Below are 16,937 nucleotides of genomic sequence, written 5' to 3'. Positions count from 1 at the left end.
CACGAACCAGAGGGTTCAAGAGGGGGCAAAAATGGCGATCACACGAGCCGAAGCGGAAGAGATCGCCGCACGCTGGGCGCGGGGCCAGGACGGCGAGCCGGAGATCGCGGAGTTCGATCTGGGGTACGTGGTCTGGACGCGGCAGCCGTCGACCGTGCTGCCCACGCCGGGCGACGGCTCGCGCACGGTGATCGACCGCGAGACCGGGGTGCTCTCGACCTGGCCGAGCGTGCCGACCGAGGAGATCGCGGCGATCTACCGCGAGCGCCGGCCCCTGCCGCCGGGCACCGTCGACCCCGCCGTCTCGCTGCTGCGCCTGACCCGCCGCTCGCCCGCGCCGACCACGGTGGCGCATCTGACCGCCGGCGATCGGCTCTTCCGCGCGCAGGGCGTCAAGGGCGACCAGGAGATCAACCACCATCCGCTGGTGCGGCGGCGCCTGGACGAGGCCGATCCGGCGGCACTGGTGCGTGGCGCCGAACGGCACGCGGAGCTGGTCGCGCTCTCCGACGCGCTGCACTCCCGCGGTCCGGAGATCACTCTCGACGAGGCTCGGGCCTGGCTGCTTCACTCGCGCTTTCAAGCTTTTCTCGTACGGGACCAGGGCGATCCTCTCGGCGGTGCGGAGTGCCGCCCGTGCGAGACGTGCATCGCGGTACTGGTCGACTTCGCCGTACTGCCCTGGTCGGACCTGGCTTTCACCACCGAGTGGCGGCACGGGTCGGAGCGGGTGCCGGAGCCGGGCCGCTTCCCGCACGACGTGGCGCGGACGCTGGCCGGCGGCGGCTGGGTCGGCCCGGTGGACCAGTCGGCGCTGGTGACGCGGGCCGTGGAGATCAGCGGCGACCGGTTGCGGCCGTTCGAGGCGGCGCAGCGGGCGATAGCGGAGTTCGCCGGCGTGCGATGCGGCCGTCGAGGGCCGGGCACGCGGCGGGCGGTTCGGCTGCTGCGCTTGGATCCGGTGCCGGGCGCGTACGCGGCGGGAGCGCTGGCCGAGCTCGGCGAACTGATCGGCGAGGAACTCTTCCCCATCGGAGTCGAAGGCGACGACGCCGTGGTGGCGATCGACACGCGGGGACGCGTCTTCGTACTCGATCAGGGCGGCGAGTGGATGGTGGGCGCCACTGTGGACGAGGCCCTGGTCAGCCTGCTGACAGGCGACGGCCCCGACCGCCGCGTGCACGACGACGGCAGCTGGTAGACGAAGCTGGGCCGGCGGTCGGCAAGTGCACGTGAACGGCGGCTGCGAAGCGGCGCGGACTGGCAGCCGTTAGGCGGCATGCGAACGGTGGCGGCGAGCGGCGCGGGCCCGGTCGGCAAACGGCATGCGAACGCCGCAGGCAGCGGCTGTCAGGTGGCGTGCTGATGGCGGCGGCGGCGGCGAGCGGCGCGGGCGCGGGCGCGGTCGGCAAGTGGGATGCGAACGGCGGCGAGCGGCGCGGGCGCGGCCGGCAAGTGGGATGCGAACGACGGCGAAGCGGCGCGGACTGGCGGCCGTCAGGTGGCATGCCAACGGCGGCGGCGAACGGCGCGGCGCCAACAAGCAGCATGCGAACGGCGCGGGCAGCGGCTGTCAGGTGGCGTGCTGATGGCGGCGGCGAACCGCGGCCGGCGTGCGAGCGGCACGAGCGGTGGCCGGTGGGTGGCGTGCGAGCGGCACGAGCGGTGGCCGGTGGGTGGCGTGCGAGCGGCTCGTCGATGGGAATTGGCTGGTTGGAGGGCAGCGCGGCTCACCGCTGGGCCGGTGAAGGCCGGCGGTGAGCCGCGGCCGGACGTCAGTCGAACAGGTCGTGCAGGAAGCCCTTGCGCTTGCGGTAGTGGCCGTGGTGGCCGCGCCGGTAATGGCCGTGGTGGCCGTAGGCCGGGGCGGGCGCGTAGCCGGGCACCGGGGCCGGGTAGCCCGGGGTGGGCTGGCCGTAGCCGGGAGGCGGCGGCGGAGGCGCGTAGCCGCCGGGCTGCGGCGCGTGGGGCGCGGGCGGCGGCGGAGCGGCCGCGGGACGGGGGGCCTGGCGAGTGTTGTAGGACGACTCGGCGTCGAAGAGTTTCTCGAGCTCACCGCGGTCGAGGAAGATTCCGCGGCACTCGGTGCACTGGTCGATCGTGACGCCGCTGCGCTCGTACACCCGCATCTCGCCGTGACACTTCGGACAGGTCATCTGCATCTCACAGACGGTACAAGGCTGTGTCATCCGCCGGGGCACTAAAACCTGTGGGATTGCTGTGTGCGGGGCGCAGCGCGAGGCCCCAGACCAGGAACGCCACCGGATACAGAAGGTAACCGAACCGGGTCGTCGGCATCAGTAGGATCGCCGCCAGCAGGCCCCATCCGCAGATCATCGCCGCGGCCGCCGCCGTGCGTGGGGGGCGCAGGAAAATGCGTACGGTAATGGCGATCGCAACCGCGACCAGTAGTCCCAGCGCGACCAGGCGCCCGGCCGGCAGATGTTCCGCGATCAGATAGCCGGGGAACGGCGACTGGGCCGGGCTCTTGACCAGACCGTGCCCGAGCGGGAAGCGGATCACATTTTCCAGGAACGCGTCCCGGTTGACCAGGAACGGCGGGATGAGCACGAGTACCGGCAGGGCGATCGCGCCCGGAGCCAGGCGGCCGGCGCGCTGGGTGACGATGGCCAGCACGATCAGGACGGCCACCACGGGTAGGGCGAAGAGTTTGCACGCGGCGGCGGCGCCGACCGCCAGACCGGCCCATCCATAACGGTCCGTAGCGGCGCAGGCGAGCGCGAGAAGGCAGAGAGCCAGCACCGGGATGTCGTCGCCACCGGTGGCCAGGGTGAGCGCGCAGATCGGCAGAACGGTGACTGCCTGTAGCGCTCGTACGGACCACGGTGACTCGCGCAGCATCCGTACGGCCATGATCAGGGCGGCCGCGGTGACGACCGCGAACCACACGCGCGCGTCGGTCCACCAGAAGTCCCCGAAGATCGCGCGCGGCAGGCCGAAGACCGCCATTCCGGGCTGGTAGGGGCTGTAGCCCATCAACCGCTCGTCAAGCGGCAGGGCGGCGATCGCGTCGCGGCTCAGATAGGGCGTGCCGTCGTGCAGGAGGCGCTCGCCCATCCGCTCGACGACCAGCACCTCCTCCTGCGCGCGATCGACACGCCCGCCGGCCCGCTGCACGGCCTGGACGACGAGCGGCACCACGGCCGCGGCCACCCAGGTGATCCAGGTGAGTGCGATTCTTCCGCTTTTCAAGCGATTTCGGTGGTACGCGATCAGCTGCGCGACGACCGCGAGGGACGCGCCGGCGTACGCCCAGACCGCGATCGCACCCCAGGCGCGATGCGGCAGCAGTGTCGAGGACGTCGCGGTGAACAGCGCGAACCCGGCGGAGAGCGCATACAGCGCGAGATCGACCGCGTACTCCCGGACGCCACGGTCCTCAGCTGCTGTTTCGCCACTCACGCGGGCAAGTGTGGCAGAGAAGATCTCCCGGTTGAGCCGGGCCGCCGCCGCGACATGCGGACCACCGCGCCGCCGTCGTGCAACGAGGCCGCCAGCGCGCCGGTGCGCCCGCCGGTGCCCCGCTGCATGGTCGCGAGCAGGCGGTCGGCCGACATCGAGCGGGCGAACAGGTGACCCTGACCGGCGACGCAGCCCAGCTCCCACAGCGAGAGCCGCTGCGGCTCGCTCTCCACGCCCTCGGCGATCACCGTGAGGTGCAGGCTGCGGGCGAGGTCGACGGTGGAGCGGATGACCGCGACCGCCTCGGACGAGGTCTGCACGGTGCTGACGAACTCCCGGTCGATCTTCAACTGGCTGACGGGGATGTGTGACAGGACCGAGAGCGGCGACACCCCCGTACCGAAATCGTCCAAGGCCAGGCGTACGCCGGCCTCGCTGAGATGGTTGAGCGCCTTGCGCACCACCTCGAGCTGGGTCAGCGTCAGCGTCTCGGCCAGCTCGAAGACCAGCATCTCGGCCGAGACCTTGTGGCGGCCGAGGCGGGACAGCACCATCTCGGGGAAGCTCGGGTCGAGCAGGCTGCGCGGCGACACGTTGACCGCGACCGGCATGTCGAACCCGGCCTCGCGCCACTGGTTGGACGCGTCGAGGGCCTGCTCGAGGACGGCGTCGGCGAAGGCGGGCAGTTGACCGGAGCGTTCCACCGTCTCGAGGAACTGCATCGGCGTCAGGAAGCCGTGCTCGGGGTGCTGCCAGCGGGCCAGGGCCTCGGCCCACAGCACCTCGCCGCTGCCGAGGTCGACGATCGGCTGGAACTCGACCACGAACTCGCGCTCGGCGATGGCCCGCTGGAGCTCGCTGCCGAGCACCAGACGTTCGACGTCGGCGGTGTCGCTCGCGTGCGCGTACGTGGCGGTCTGCTGGCCGGCCTTCTTCGCCTGGTACATGGCGATGTCGGCGCGGCGCATGAGCTCGTTGACGCCGCCGCTGCCGGGGGCGAGCGCGATGCCGGCGGCCGCGGAGACCGAGAGCTGCATGCCCTCGACCTCGATGGCGTCGTCGAGCGAGGCGAGAACGGTCTCGGCCCGGTGACCGGCCATGGCCGGGGTCGGCAGGTTGGTCAGCAGCATCGCGAACTCGTCGCCGCCGAGCCGGGCGACCAGGTCGCCGGGGGCCGCGGCCGTGCTCAGCCGGCGGGCCACCTTGCGCAGCACGGCGTCGCCGGCGGCGTGGCCCAGCGTGTCGTTCACCTCTTTGAAGTGGTTGAGGTCGATGAGCAGCAGGGCGACCACGCCGTCGTCGCTGTCGCCGGAGAAGTGGCGGGCGGCCCGGTCGTAGAGCTGGCGGCGGTTGGCCAGGCCGGTGAGGGCGTCGTGCGCGGCGTCGTGCGCGTTCTGGGCGCTGATCCGGGCGAGTTCGGCGTACGCCGAGGCGTTGCGGATGGCCGTGCAGAGCGCGGAGGCGAAGGTCTTGAGCTTGTACTGCTCGAACTCGGTGAGCTTGACCGCGCCGCCGAAGCGCAGCCGCAGCACGCCGACGCGCAGCGTGCCGTCGTGCGCGATCAGGTCGGTGGTGACCTCGCCGCGATGCTTGTTCTTGGCCGTGCCGGGCGACCCGTCGTGCCGGATGCCGCCGGCCGAGCCGATCACGACCCGGTCGTCGGTGCCGGCCACGGCGAGGTCGATCTCGGCTTCGCTGGCCGAGAAGATGACGGCGGCCCGGGAGACGGCTGAGTGCAGCACCTGGGTGAGGTCGACCGCGTTGAGGGCGTCGGTGGCCTCGGCGAGGCGCTGCCAGGAGTCGCGTTCCTCGCGGGTGCGCACGCGACCGGACTGCCACAGCTGGAGGCACGCGACGATCAGCGGCAGCAGAAGCAGCAGCAGCGGGTCACCGTTGTAGGCGAGGAGCGCCAGCGTCACGAGGGTGGCGACGAGCCGTACGACATAACCGACGATCTTGACGTCAAGATTGCGCGTGGCGACATCGCGCAGCCGAGAATGCGATGAAATCGCCATAATAGGAATGAACGCCACTTGGTCGATCACGGCCATCGCGCACAGCGCCGCCACCACGGCCCCGGCCGCGAACGGCGGATCGCTCGTGCTCGGCATGACGCCGAAGGCGAGCAGGACCCCGGCGGCGGCCGAGGTCGAGAGGCTGTCCTTGGCCACCTGCCACGTAATCTTGAGGGGTGGCCTTCGCCGCGCGACGCGCAGAACGGTGACGGCGCACGCGGTCGACAGGATCACCCACGGCCCCGGAACCAGGACAAGTCCGATAAGGATGGGCACTTCGACCCACGTGGTGACGTCCTGACTGGACTGAACCCGGAACCGCACGCGCAGCCAGCTGGCCAGGATGATCGCGGCGAAGATCAGGCCGACCACGGCGAAGTTGGTCGGCGCGGCCGGCCGAGCCATGGTGAAGGCGACCACCAGGCCGGCCCCGCACAGCGACACAACGACGACGAGACCGACGAACAGCCGGAGCTGTCGATCGGTCGCGTCGTCGTTGGAACTAGTGGGGGGCATCCCGGGTCCTGTCACTGAGCGCATCGAAGCCGTCGCTTCGGGCTCAAGCGTATGCACCCGGCGCCCGTTCGCGCACCTATGGATTAGTCCCATTCCTGGTTGCTGCGCATGGCCCTCTCCCTGCTGATCTCGGCGGCGGAAGTTCATCAGTGCGTCGCGACGACCAGAAACATATTGGGCTTTCAACCAGGTTCATAGTGTTTTGTGTGAGTATGAGCAGAAAGTGATAACAGCTCGTTGGCTCGTTACTCACTGCTTAGGAATGGAAACTCAGAGCGATCTGGAATACCGTTATGGCCGCAGTGTCCAAATCGCACTCTGTGCTTTTGTTCTCACCCTCCGAGTGTCCATTTCCTAAGTGATCCACACCCCGTCTGACCAGCACATAGACGGCCGGCATTTACATTCCGATTTAAATTGTGCAGGGCTCATCACGGCCGTGCGAACTCACGGCCGTATGAACTTTCTATAAGCTCCTGGTATGCCCGACGAATCCCAGCTCACTCACGTCGACGAGGCCGGCGCCGCCCGTATGGTCGACGTCTCCGCCAAGGAGATCAGCGCACGCCGTGCGATTGCCGCCGGTCGTGTCGTGACCACCCCGGAGGTGATCGCCCTGTTGCAGAGCGATGGCCTTCCGAAGGGCGACGCGCTCGCCGTCGCCCGTCTCGCCGGGATCATGGGGGCGAAACGGACACCCGATCTCGTGCCGCTCTGCCACCCCATCGGGCTGCACGGCGTCAAGGTCGACCTGACCCTGACCGACACCTCGATCGAGATCACCGCGACCACCAAGACCGCCGATCGCACCGGGGTCGAGATGGAGGCGCTCACCTCGGTCGCCGTCGCCGGCCTCACCATGATCGACATGATCAAGGCGGTGGATCCGGCGGCGAGCATCGAAGCCGTCCGCGTCCTGCGCAAAGAAGGCGGCAAGACCGGCGATTGGGTACGTCCGGAGGACCGGCCGTGAGCGACATCACCGCCCGCGTGATCGTGGCGAGCAATCGTGCCGCTGCGGGGATCTACGAGGACACCAGTGGGCCGCGGCTCGTCGCGGGTCTGCGCGAGCTCGGCTGCACGGTGACCGGAGACCCGGTGGTCGTTCCGGATGGTGAACCCGTCGCCGAGGCATTGCGCCAGGCGGTTGCCGACGGGATTGACGTCGTGCTGACCAGCGGCGGAACCGGTGTCACCCCGACCGATCGCACCCCCGAGGCGACTCGTGGTGTGCTCGATTTCGAGGTCCCCGGCATCGCCGAGGCCATCCGCGCGCACAGTCGCGACAAGGTGCCGGCCGCGGCTCTTTCCCGCGGTCTGGCCGGTGTCGCCAGCCACACGCTGATCGTCAATCTGCCGGGATCAACCGGCGGGGCGAAGGACGGACTCGCCGTGCTGGGCCCCCTGCTCCGGCACACGGTAGACCAGATCCGTGGCGGCGACCACCCCCAAAGCAGTGGGGCTGGATAGGCTCGACCGGTGAGCGCTGACGACACGACTCCGGTCGACTGGGAGCAGGCCCGGGCCCTGGCCTACGCGGCCGGCCGCTCGGCGGCGGCGGCGGCCGAGCCGGTCTCGCTGCCCGAGGCCGACGGGCGCACGCTCGCCGAGCCGCTGCGGGCCCTGACCGACCTGCCGGCCTTCCCCACCTCGAGCATCGACGGCTGGGCCGTGCGCGGCCCGCAGCCGTGGCGCCCGGTCGGCCGCGTGCTGGCCGGCGGGGTCGCCGACCCGCTGACCGAGGACGGCACGTGCGTCGAGATCGCCACCGGCGCGATGGTGCCGTCCGGTGCCGCGGCCCTGGTGCGGATCGAAGACTCCACACGCGACGGTGCGGGCCGGGTCAGCGGCGAGCCGCGCCGGCACGCGGTGCCCGACTGGCGCATGCCGGGCGAGGAGGCGGCGAAAGGTGAGGTGCTGCTGCCGCCCGGCACGGCCATCGACCCGGCCGTGATCGGTGTGGCCGCCACCTGCGGATACGAGTCGCTCAGCGTCTATCCACGACCCCGCGCCGCCCTGCTGGTCTTCGGCGACGAGTTGCTGACCGCGGGCACGCCGGGCGCCGGCCGGGTGCGTGACTCACTCGGCCCGCAGGTCCCCGGCTGGCTGCGGCGCTACGGGGCGATCATCGACCCGTCCGCGATCGCCGGCCCGGTACAGGACACTTTGGAGGCTCACCTGGCCGCCGTCCGCGGCGCCCTGCGCACGGCCGACCTGGTCTGCACCACCGGCGGCACCATGCACGGCCCGGTCGACCACCTTCATCCGGCGCTGGCCGAGCTGGGCGCCGAATACGTGGTCAACACCGTCGGTGTCCGCCCCGGTTTCCCGATGCTGCTGGCCCGGGTCCCCGGCGAGGACGGTCGCTCCCGCTTCCTGGCCGGCCTGCCCGGCAACCCGCAGTCGGCCGTGATCGCGCTGATCACCCTGGTCGCCCCGTTGCTGGCGGGCTTGCAGGGCCGCCCGGCCCCGGCCCTGCCCACGGTCGAGGCGGCCTCGGTGGTCCGCGGCCGGGGCAACGACACCCACCTCGCCCTGGCCCGCCTCGACCCGTCGGGCCGCGTGGCCACTCCCGTCGGCCACGTCGGCTCGGCCATGCTGCGAGGCCTCTCCAACGCCCACGGCTTCGTCGTGGTTCGCCCGGGCACCGAGGTGGCCGCCGGCGACCTCGTCCCGTTCCTCCCCCTTCCACTGGTCACCGGAGAGCGCCCATGACTGGGATCATCGCCGTCAGCGAGGTGCTGGACGCACCGCTCGATCTGGCCGCGCACGAGAAGGCGGTCACCGACGTGCGCGCCGGCGCCGTGGTGTCGTTCCAGGGCGTGGTCCGCGACCATGACCACGGCCGCGGTGTGACGCTGCTGGAATACGAGGGTCACCCGAGTGCCGCCGCGGTCCTGCGTGAGGTCGCCGAGGAGATCGCCGCCGACCCGGACGTCTACGCGGTCGCCGTGTCGCACCGCGTGGGCACGCTGGCCATCGGCGACGTCGCTCTGGTCGCCTCGGTCAGCACGGCGCACCGGGCCGCCGCGTTCGCGGCCTGCGCCCGGCTGGTCGACGAGGCCAAGGCCCGGCTGCCGATCTGGAAGCGCCAGGTCTTCACCGACGGCTCCGACGAGTGGGTCAACTGCCCGTAAGCCGGCGCCGGCCTCCGGCGACGGCTCGGGAGGCGACGGCCGCTTTGAGCGGTCAACTGGCCCGGGGGCCGGGGATGGCCGGCACGCGCGGTGATAGGGCCGCTGGACGGCGGCGGGCCGGGGCGGCGGGGCGCCAGGGCAGGGCGTTGAGCAGCAGGATCGCCGTGATCGCGGGGATGTTGCCGATGGGCGGCACAGCGAAGACGACGGTTACCGCGGCGGCGGCCGAGAGCGGGCCCAGGCCCGTGAGGCGGCGTACGGCCGGGCGCCTCGGGTTGGTTCGGCGGCGTACTGCCGCGTCGATGAGGATCAGGATGGCCGGCAGGATCCAGAGCAGCTCGTTCGCCGTGCTGACCGGGGCCACCGCCGCACCCGCCAGGCCGACCAGCGTGAACGCCGCTATCTCGTCGCCCTCGGTGTGCGCCGCTCGGGCACGGATCAGGCCGACCGCGAGCAGCAGCACGGCGAACGACAACCAGACCATCACGGGAGTGCTGGCCGAGTCGTAGAGGCGGGCCAGCACGCCGGCCAGTGACTGGTTGGTCGGCGAGTCGAACGGCCCGTCGCGGTCGATGCCGGGCAGCACGGTGCCGAACCAGGCCGCGCTCGCACCGGGCGCGACCACGAACGCCCCGGCGACCAGGGCCGCTGTGGTGCCGAGCGCGGTCAGCGCCGCCCGCCACTGCCGGGTCAGCGCCAGATAGGCGATGAACAGCAGCGTGCCCGGAGCCATGGCCGAGGCGATGCCGATGCCGGCGCCGGCCCACGAGCCGGTCCGCCAGAGGTGACGGAGCCGCCCGTCCCGCGGCGTCGACGGCCACCAGGTGGCGCGGGTGCGGGCCCAGGCCGAGCGGCGCAGAGCCACCAGATCGGCCACCACCAGGCCGAACAGGATCAGATCGAGATGGCCGAGCCCGAGCGTTGCCCGCACCGGCTCCAGCAGCAGGGCGAGGGCCCCGGTGGCGAGCACGACCGGGCGGCGGGCCCGGCCGTAGCGGCGGGCCACCGGGCCGGCCAGGGCGGTCAGGGCCAGGAAGAGCGCGGCCATCCCGGCCAGGGCGAGCATGCCGCCGGCCACCGCGAGTGGCATCGCGGCCGCCGGGAGGAGCAGGATCGCCGCGGCCGGGGGCAGGCTCATCCCGTACGCGTAAAGCTCGTCGCCCGAAAGCCACGCGATGAGTGCCTGGCGATCGGCGGCGAGCGTGCTCACCCCGTACATCTCAAGAATGACCGCCGACATGGCGCGACCCCCGTCGCTCTCGAGTCCAGGCAGGCGGAAGCGCGCCCCTCGTGGGCTTTAACGCAAAGATCGCAAGGAGGTTGTTAGCCGGGCATTTTGCGTGCCGCCGCCGCGCTCATCGCGGCGATCTTGGCTTCGCGCTTGGCCGTACGGACGGCGCGCTTGACCTTGCGCTGCGACCGGTCGACCGCGTGCGAGGTGCGGTAACGCAGACCCGGCTGGCCCTGCGTGTCGGCCGCGGCGAGCAGCAGACCACCGAGCAGGCCCAGGTTTTTGAGGAACTGGGTCTCCTGCTGGGCGCGGTCCGGCCGCGACCGGTCCCAGAACGGATGGCCGGCGACGGTCGTCGGCAGCAGGCCCGCGGCCAGCACCGCCGCCGCCGGGCGGGTGAAGTGGCCGGTGGCCAGGGCCAGACCGGCGACCACGTCGCTCGCCGCCTTCGCCTGCACGAGCGTCCGGGCGTCGGAGGGCAGGCGCGGATCGGTCTTCTCCAGCCACGGACCGACCTTGTCGGTGACCCGCTGGGCGGTCTCGAGCTTGGCATCGGGGTTGAGCAGGACGCGGACGCCGCTGACCACGAAGATCGAGGCCAGCATCGCGCGGGCGACGGTGCGTACAGGCTTCATGAACCTGGTTATACCCGTCCGGCGCGGATCACACCGGCTGCGTGCGCAGGTAGCGGCCGAAATGCGGCACCGTGAAGGCGACCGTGCCGCGCTCGCCGGAGTAGATCAGGCCTTTCTTGATCAAGGCGTCGCGGGCCGGGGAGAGGCTGGCCGGCTTGCGGCCCAGGGCCGTCGCGATCTCCGCGGTGGGCACGGCCGCGTCCATGTCGTTGTCCGGCTCGCCGGAGAGCGCCGCCATGGCCCGCATGTATTCGCGCTCGGCCGGGGTGGCCCGCTCGAACCGCGACCCGAAGAAGCCCACCGCCAGCTCGGCCTCGGCCTCGGGTGCGGCGACCCGCACGTCGGCGTCGGTCACCGGCGACTGCGGCGCGTGGTCCCAGGTCGCCTTGCCGTACGCCTGCACGAAGTAGGGGTAGCCGCCCGACTTCTCGTAGAGCAGGTCGAGAGCCTTGGCCTCGTATTCGACCTCCTCGCGGGCGGCCGGCGCGCAGAGCGCCAGGTCGGCCGCGACCCGGTCGAGCCGGTCGATGCGCTGGTAGCGGAAGAGCCGCTCGGAGTAGGACTTCGCCGCCGACAGCACGGCCGGCAGGTGGGGCAGGCCGGCCCCGACCACGATCAGCGGGGCGCCGAGCTGGGACAACTCGTGGCAGGCGGCGCACAGCGCCGAGACGTCGGCCGGGCCGAGGTCCTGCATCTCGTCGATGAACAGGGCGATGCCGGTGCCGACGTCGGTGGCGAGCGAGGCGGCGTCGGTGAAGAGCTCGACCAGGTCGATCTCGATGTCGCCGGAGTCGGCCCGGCCCCGCGCCGGCGGCACGTCGATGCCGGGCGCCCAGCGGTCGCGCAGTTTGGCGTTGCTGTCGTTGGCCCGCAGCGCGAACGCCTTGAGCACGCCGAGCACCTCGTCGACCCGGTCGGGGTCGCGATGGTGGGGCGCGAGCTCGCGGATCGCCATGTGCAGCGCGGCCGAGACCGGCCGGCGCAGCGACTGGTCGGGGCGCGCTTCGATCTTGCCGGTGCCCCAGAGGCGGCCGATCGCGGCCGAGCGCAGCGTGTTGAGCAGGACGGTCTTGCCGACGCCGCGCAGGCCGGTCAGCACGAGGCTGCGCTCGGGGCGGCCGCGGGCCACCCGCTCGAGCACCACGTCGAAGGCGTCCAGCTCACGGTCGCGCCCGGCCAGCTCGGGTGGGCGCTGGCCGGCGCCGGGGGCGTACGGGTTCCTCACCGGATCCACGGATTGCACAGTATCGGGCCGTCTAGCTTCAACGCTAGAGATGGCTAGTTTTACCTTGTTTCACTCTCGACCCAGGTCTACCCGTATCTAGCGATTTTTCTAGACAGTGCTAGATCGACTTAGGAGTTCTTGTGCTCCTTGAGGCACAGCACGAAGTCGAGGTCGTCGAAGGCGCTGTCGTAGAAGTACCACTTGGTATAGCCGGACACCGAGGAGCACTTCTTCTCGGCGTCCTTCTCCCCCGAGGTCTTGCCCTTGACCTGCTTGAGCACCTCGTACGTGCCCGAGGTGCAGGCCGACGTGCGCATGTCGGGCACCGCGTCGGAGCCCTCGTTGACCACGCAGTCGCCCTCTTTGACGTAGAACCGGGCGTCCTCGCTGCCGCGCGGCGCCGGCCCACCGGGCTGGGTGGCCGAGACCGACGGGTTGGGCGAGGCCTGGTTCTGCTGGTTGTCGTTGCGCTCTTTCAGCAGCCACGCCGTCGCGCCCAGCCCGATGCAGATCAGCACGCCGAGCGTCACGACGAGCGCGATGATCGGGGTGTTGCGTTTCGGTGGCGACGGCGGGGGAGTGCGCATCCAGTCGCCGTCGGGGCTCACCGGCGCGTTCAACGACGCCGAGTTGTAGGCCACCGGCTGCTGCGGGATCGACGGCGGATGGGCGCCCCACGCCGGCTCCTGCACCGGGGCTCCATGGTCACCCCAGGGGTCGGCGGGCTCCGCATACGGCTCGTCGGAGCTCCCGCTCGACCACGGCGGACCGGAGTACGGGCCGTTCTGCGACATCAGGGATCCTCCGAAGGCGGGTTATGCGCTCTCACCGTAGCGTGCGGGCACGACGCAAACCCGCACGGAATCGCCGCCTCTGTCGGCAACACGACGTCCGTGGCGCAATCGATACCGCTACGGTGCACATCCGTGCCGATACTCCTCGTGATCTTGGCCGCGACGTTCGGCGCCGCGACCGCCTTCTTCCTCCCCCGCATCGCCTATCGGCTTGCGGTCCCCGGTGGGTCACCGCTTTCTTTGCGGGGGTACGTCGTCACGACCGCCACAGGCGCCGCGATCGCCGCGACTCTGGCCGTCGCGATAGGAGAGTCGCCCCTGTTGCCGGTGTATCTGCTGGCCGCGGTGCCGGGACTGTTGCTCGCGATGATCGACCTGCGTTGTCTGCGGCTGCCCGACCGGATCGTCGGGCTGCTCGCGCTGGTGGCCGGGGTGCCGCTCGCGGTGATGCTGCCGTCGCGGATCGGGCCGGCGTTGCTGGCCGGGGTGCTCGTGTCCGGGGCCTACCTGCTGGTGCCCGGCTTCGGGCTGGGCGACGTGAAGCTCGCCGGCGTGCTGGCGTTCATCCTCGGCTTCGCCGGATGGCCGGCGGTGGCCGTCGGCGTGATCGTGCCGCACTTGATCGGCGGGCCGATCGCCGTCTTCCTGCTGGTGACCGGCCGAAGCCGGATCTTCCCCTTCGGACCGGCGCTCCTGGCCGGAGCCCTGGCGGCCGTCTCCCTTACAGCAGCCTGAGCTGGCGGTCCTTCGGACGGGACGGGACCGTGTCGCCCAGCCGTTCGAACAGACCGGAATCGATCACGTCGAGGAACGGGCTCGGCGTCTGCTCGCGCTCGCTGCCGTGCCGGAACCGGCGCGCCGCGTGACTGACATAGAGCCGGTCCTGGGCCCGGGTCAGGCCGACGAAGAAGAGCCGGCGCTCCTCGGCGATCTCGTCCTCGCTCGGCGTGCTGCCCGGCCAGCGCAGCGGCAGCAGGCCGTCCTCGCAGCCGACCAGGAAGACCACCGGGAACTCGAGGCCCTTGGCCGCGTGCAGGGTGAGCAGGTTGACCGCCTCGGCCCGCGGATCCAGCGCGTCCACCTCGGCCCCGGTCGCGATCTCCTGGAGGAAGCGCGGCAGGTCGTCGCCGATCCGGTGCGCCAGCGGCAGCAGCAGCTCGGCGGCGGTCCAGATGTCCTCGGGCGCGACCTGCGCGCCGTCCAGCGTGGGCGCGGCAAAGCGCTGCGCCAGCACCTGCGCGGTCAGCTTGACCCGGGCCGCCAGGGAACCGCCCAGGCCGTCCTCGTGCCGCAGCTCGCGGGCGATCTCCTGGACGCCGGCCCGGTCGCGCAGCCGGTTGTGCGAGCGCTTCTGCACCGGGACGCCGGCCCGGGAGAGCGCCTCGACGATCGCGGCCGACTGCGAGTCGGTGCGGTAGAGCACGGCGATGTCCGAGAACGACAGGTTGCCGGCGACGCCGGCCCGCGAGTCGACACGGCCCGAGTCGAGCGAGCGGTGGGACAGTCCGCCGACCAGCTCGTCGATCGTGCGGACCACGAAGTCGGCCTCGTCGGCCACGCTCGCCGCCGGGTAGCGGCCGACCAGCGGCGCCTCCGGGTCGAGCCGGGCCGGGTCGAGCCGACGGCCGTTGACCAGAGTCGACGGCGCGATGGCCTGCACGGCGGCGGCCAGGATCGGCGCCGACGAGCGGTAGTTGCGGGTCAGGCGCACCAGCCGGGCGTCGACGAAGTCCTCGTTGAAGCGCAGGAAGTACTTCACGTCGGCGCCGCGGAACGAGTAGATCGCCTGGTCGGGGTCGCCGATCGCGCACAGGTTGCCGTTCGCGGGGCTGAGCAGGCGCAGCAGCTCGTACTGGGTGTCGTCGACGTCCTGGTACTCGTCCACGAAGATCCACTGCCACTGACGCCGGTATCGCTCCACCAGCGCCGGGTCGTCGCGCAGCAACGCGACCGGCAGGCTGATCAGCTCGTCGAGGTCGACCAGGTCCTGCTGGCGCATCAGCTTCGCGTAGGCCAGGTCGTCGTCGCCGGCCTGCTCGCGGGCCTCGGCCCGCTCACCCTCGTCGGCGATGCGCCAGCTCGCGCCGAGCCCGGCCGCCTTGGCGTTGTCACGCAGGATCGACAGGCCGACCGAGTGGAACGTGCCGACGGTGATGTCCTCACCCATGTCGCCGAGGAGCGCGTCGAGGCGCTCCCGCAGCTCGCCGGCGGCGCGGCGGGTAAAGGTGATGGCCAGGCAACGCTCGGGGAAGACGCCCAGCTCGGCGCAGAGATAGGCGATGCGGTGGGTGAGCGTACGGGTCTTGCCGGTGCCCGGGCCGGCGACGATCAGCAGCGGACCGCCCGGCGCCGACGCGGCCACCCGCTGCATCGCGTCGAGCCGGTCGAGCAGGCCGGTGCCGACCTCCTCCATGCCGGAGAGCATCGGCTCGAACGGCTCGTGCGGGCTCGGCGGCGAGGCCAGCGGCGGCACGACGGCCTTCTTGGGCTCCTTGACCGGCTTGACCGGCTTGGGCTTGGGCGCCGGGGCGCGGCCGATGGCCGGCTCCGGCTTGCGCTGCTGAGGCAGGTCGAACAGCGTCTCCACCTGCGGGGCGCTGGCGCGGTTGCGCAGCTCGCCCTGGTCGAAGAGCGTGATCACGCCGTACTCGCCGTCGTAGCCCGGCACCCGGCGCACGTCACCCGCCCGCAACCGGGTGATCGCCTCGCGCAGGTCGTCGCCGCCGGCCTTGCCGATCTCGTCGAGCGGCACCCTGCGCAGGATGTCGAGCTCGGCCCCGAGCGTGGCCACCAGGTGGTTGAGCTGCGACTCGACGGTCTTCGACTTGGGGCCGACGCCGTTGATCTCGCCGAGGATCTCGTGGATCTGGATGAGGTGCTCGACGTGGGTGTCCTTGTGGAAGCCCAGCGGCCGGTCGGCGAGGTCCTCGACCCGGCTGAGCACGCCGACGGTGAGCGGCTTGCCGCACTCGGGGCAACGGCCGGCGTTCTCCCGGGTGCGCTCGGGCTCCCAGTTCACGCCGCAGGCCCGGTGGCCGTCGGCGTGATACTTGCCCTCCTCGGGGAAGAACTCGAGCGTGCCGGCCAGGCCGGCGCCGGTGCGCACGGCCTCGTAGTTGGGCACGCCGGTGAAGAGGGTCGCCTCACGGGCCAGCGCGGCCGGCGAGTGGGCGTCGGAGTTGGAGACCAGCCGGTAGCGGTCGAGGCTGGAGACGCGCCAGTTCATCTCCGGGTCGGAGGACAGCCCGGTCTCGACGGCGGTGACGTGATCGGCCAGGTCGGCGTAGCAGTCGGCGATCGCGTCGAAGCCCGACTTGGAGCCGAGGGCGGAGAACCACGGCGTCCAGATGTGGGCCGGGATCAGGTAGCCGCCCGCCTCGAGGGTGATCTCGAGCAGGTCGCGTGAGTCGAGGCCGAGGATCGGGCGCCCGTCGGCGGTGAGGTTGCCGATCCGGCCCAGGGCAGTGTTGAACCGGGCGGCCGCCGCCAGATCGGGCATGTAGATCAGGTGGTGCACCTTGCGCGTACGGTCATCACGCTTGTAGATCGTCGAAATCTCGACGCTGAGCATGAACCGTGCGGGGGTGCTCGCCTGCAGCGAACCGGGCAGCCGCTTGGTGACCTCGGCCTCGGCCTCGCCGGCCAGGCGGTAGAGGCCGGCGCCCGACTCGACCAGGCTCTCCTTGAGGTGGTCGAACCAAGCCGGGTGGGTGAAGTCGCCGGTGCCCAGCAGGGCGATGCCTTTGCGCCGAGCCCACCAGGCCAGATTGGGCAGCGTCAGGTCGCGGCTGCAGGCGCGCGAGTAGCGCGAGTGGATGTGGAGATCCGCGACATAGGTGTCCGCGGCGACCGGGGACCCTGCGTTCTCCGAGGGCACGCGCTGCATCCTGTCACGCCCTCCATCGCTCGCACGAATCGCCACGCCTCACAAACTTACGGATCTTGATGCCCCGGCACCGCA

14 protein-coding genes are annotated in these 16,937 nt (G+C 71.4%); 6 read left to right on the top strand and 8 right to left on the bottom strand.

The window, feature by feature from the left end; translation table 11 throughout:
- Nucleotides 1–31 precede the first annotated feature (31 nt).
- Nucleotides 32–1,201 (top strand): SUKH-3 domain-containing protein, encoded by a 1,170-nt coding sequence (locus tag CRP55_RS33405; RefSeq protein WP_097325432.1) that lies wholly within the window; start codon nt 32–34, stop codon nt 1,199–1,201.
- A gap of 574 nt (nt 1,202–1,775) precedes the next feature.
- On the opposite strand, the gene CRP55_RS33400 is transcribed toward CRP55_RS33405, so the two are convergent.
- The 3 genes from CRP55_RS33400 to CRP55_RS33390 are packed head-to-tail and all read right to left on the bottom strand — an operon-like array spanning nt 1,776 to nt 5,954.
- The gene (locus tag CRP55_RS33400; protein WP_438865834.1) at nt 1,776–2,162 is read right to left on the bottom strand and encodes a TFIIB-type zinc ribbon-containing protein; all 387 of its coding nucleotides are present in this window, start codon (nt 2,160–2,162) and stop codon (nt 1,776–1,778) included.
- A 1-nt stretch (nt 2,163) separates the two neighbouring features.
- A complete protein-coding gene (locus CRP55_RS33395; RefSeq protein WP_179855437.1) occupies nt 2,164–3,423 on the bottom strand; it encodes a glycosyltransferase 87 family protein in 1,260 nt (419 codons plus the stop codon).
- The gene (locus tag CRP55_RS33390) at nt 3,420–5,954 is read right to left on the bottom strand and encodes a putative bifunctional diguanylate cyclase/phosphodiesterase (protein WP_097325430.1); all 2,535 of its coding nucleotides are present in this window, start codon (nt 5,952–5,954) and stop codon (nt 3,420–3,422) included. The genes CRP55_RS33395 and CRP55_RS33390 overlap by 4 nt, the downstream gene beginning before the upstream one ends.
- Nucleotides 5,955–6,435: 481 nt before the next feature.
- Here CRP55_RS33390 and moaC point away from each other — a divergent pair, with 481 nt between their 5' ends.
- From moaC to CRP55_RS33370, 4 genes are read left to right on the top strand one after another with little or no spacing between them, the layout of a single operon-like run.
- Complete coding sequence (gene moaC, locus CRP55_RS33385; protein WP_097325428.1) at nt 6,436–6,927, top strand: cyclic pyranopterin monophosphate synthase MoaC; 492 nt, start codon at nt 6,436–6,438, stop codon at nt 6,925–6,927.
- Complete coding sequence (locus CRP55_RS33380; protein ID WP_097325426.1) at nt 6,900–7,424, top strand: MogA/MoaB family molybdenum cofactor biosynthesis protein; 525 nt, start codon at nt 6,900–6,902, stop codon at nt 7,422–7,424. Before moaC ends, CRP55_RS33380 begins: the two co-directional genes overlap by 28 nt.
- A 9-nt stretch (nt 7,425–7,433) precedes the next feature.
- The gene (locus CRP55_RS33375) at nt 7,434–8,669 is read left to right on the top strand and encodes a molybdopterin molybdotransferase MoeA (RefSeq protein WP_097325424.1); all 1,236 of its coding nucleotides are present in this window, start codon (nt 7,434–7,436) and stop codon (nt 8,667–8,669) included.
- The gene (locus CRP55_RS33370) at nt 8,666–9,091 is read left to right on the top strand and encodes a molybdenum cofactor biosynthesis protein MoaE (RefSeq protein ID WP_097325422.1); all 426 of its coding nucleotides are present in this window, start codon (nt 8,666–8,668) and stop codon (nt 9,089–9,091) included. Before CRP55_RS33375 ends, CRP55_RS33370 begins: the two co-directional genes overlap by 4 nt.
- 52 nt (nt 9,092–9,143) lie before the next feature.
- Here the strand turns inward: CRP55_RS33370 and CRP55_RS33365 are convergent, their stop codons facing one another.
- The 4 genes from CRP55_RS33365 to CRP55_RS33350 all read right to left on the bottom strand — a co-directional run bounded on the left by CRP55_RS33365 (nt 9,144) and on the right by CRP55_RS33350 (nt 12,976).
- Nucleotides 9,144–10,310: a glycosyltransferase 87 family protein gene (locus CRP55_RS33365; protein ID WP_438865835.1), complete on the bottom strand. Its 1,167-nt coding sequence runs from the start codon at nt 10,308–10,310 to the stop codon at nt 9,144–9,146.
- 104 nt (nt 10,311–10,414) lie between these two features.
- Entirely contained in the window at nt 10,415–10,957 is a 543-nt protein-coding gene (locus CRP55_RS33360; RefSeq protein ID WP_097325418.1) for a DoxX family membrane protein, read from the bottom strand.
- A gap of 28 nt (nt 10,958–10,985) precedes the next feature.
- Nucleotides 10,986–12,191: an ATP-binding protein gene (locus tag CRP55_RS33355; RefSeq protein WP_097325416.1), complete on the bottom strand. Its 1,206-nt coding sequence runs from the start codon at nt 12,189–12,191 to the stop codon at nt 10,986–10,988.
- Nucleotides 12,192–12,310: 119 nt separating this feature from the next.
- Complete coding sequence (locus CRP55_RS33350) at nt 12,311–12,976, bottom strand: LppU/SCO3897 family protein (protein ID WP_097325414.1); 666 nt, start codon at nt 12,974–12,976, stop codon at nt 12,311–12,313.
- 132 nt (nt 12,977–13,108) lie between these two features.
- On the opposite strand from CRP55_RS33350, the gene CRP55_RS55090 reads away from it, so the two are divergent.
- The gene (locus CRP55_RS55090; protein WP_245923539.1) at nt 13,109–13,711 is read left to right on the top strand and encodes a prepilin peptidase; all 603 of its coding nucleotides are present in this window, start codon (nt 13,109–13,111) and stop codon (nt 13,709–13,711) included.
- Here CRP55_RS55090 and CRP55_RS33340 read toward each other — a convergent pair.
- Complete coding sequence (locus CRP55_RS33340) at nt 13,698–16,862, bottom strand: UvrD-helicase domain-containing protein (RefSeq protein WP_097325413.1); 3,165 nt, start codon at nt 16,860–16,862, stop codon at nt 13,698–13,700. The genes CRP55_RS55090 and CRP55_RS33340 overlap by 14 nt on opposite strands.
- Nucleotides 16,863–16,937: the final 75 nt, after the last annotated feature.

Source organism: Paractinoplanes atraurantiacus (assembly GCF_900215205.1).
Classification (GTDB): domain Bacteria; phylum Actinomycetota; class Actinomycetes; order Mycobacteriales; family Micromonosporaceae; genus Actinoplanes; species Actinoplanes atraurantiacus.
The sequence above is the reverse complement of the archived record's forward strand: the minus strand, read 5'-3'. Positions and strand labels throughout refer to the sequence as shown.

Coding starts and splice junctions, on each gene's coding strand:
- CRP55_RS33370 (WP_097325422.1), top strand. CDS start 8,666: ATGACTGGGATCATCGCCGTCAGCGAGGTGCTGGACGCACCGCTCGAT.
- CRP55_RS33350 (WP_097325414.1), bottom strand. CDS start 12,976: ATGTCGCAGAACGGCCCGTACTCCGGTCCGCCGTGGTCGAGCGGGAGC.
- moaC (WP_097325428.1), top strand. CDS start 6,436: ATGCCCGACGAATCCCAGCTCACTCACGTCGACGAGGCCGGCGCCGCC.
- CRP55_RS33360 (WP_097325418.1), bottom strand. CDS start 10,957: ATGAAGCCTGTACGCACCGTCGCCCGCGCGATGCTGGCCTCGATCTTC.
- CRP55_RS33365 (WP_438865835.1), bottom strand. CDS start 10,310: ATGTACGGGGTGAGCACGCTCGCCGCCGATCGCCAGGCACTCATCGCG.
- CRP55_RS33390 (WP_097325430.1), bottom strand. CDS start 5,954: ATGCCCCCCACTAGTTCCAACGACGACGCGACCGATCGACAGCTCCGG.
- CRP55_RS33400 (WP_438865834.1), bottom strand. CDS start 2,162: ATGCAGATGACCTGTCCGAAGTGTCACGGCGAGATGCGGGTGTACGAG.
- CRP55_RS33340 (WP_097325413.1), bottom strand. CDS start 16,862: ATGCAGCGCGTGCCCTCGGAGAACGCAGGGTCCCCGGTCGCCGCGGAC.
- CRP55_RS33405 (WP_097325432.1), top strand. CDS start 32: ATGGCGATCACACGAGCCGAAGCGGAAGAGATCGCCGCACGCTGGGCG.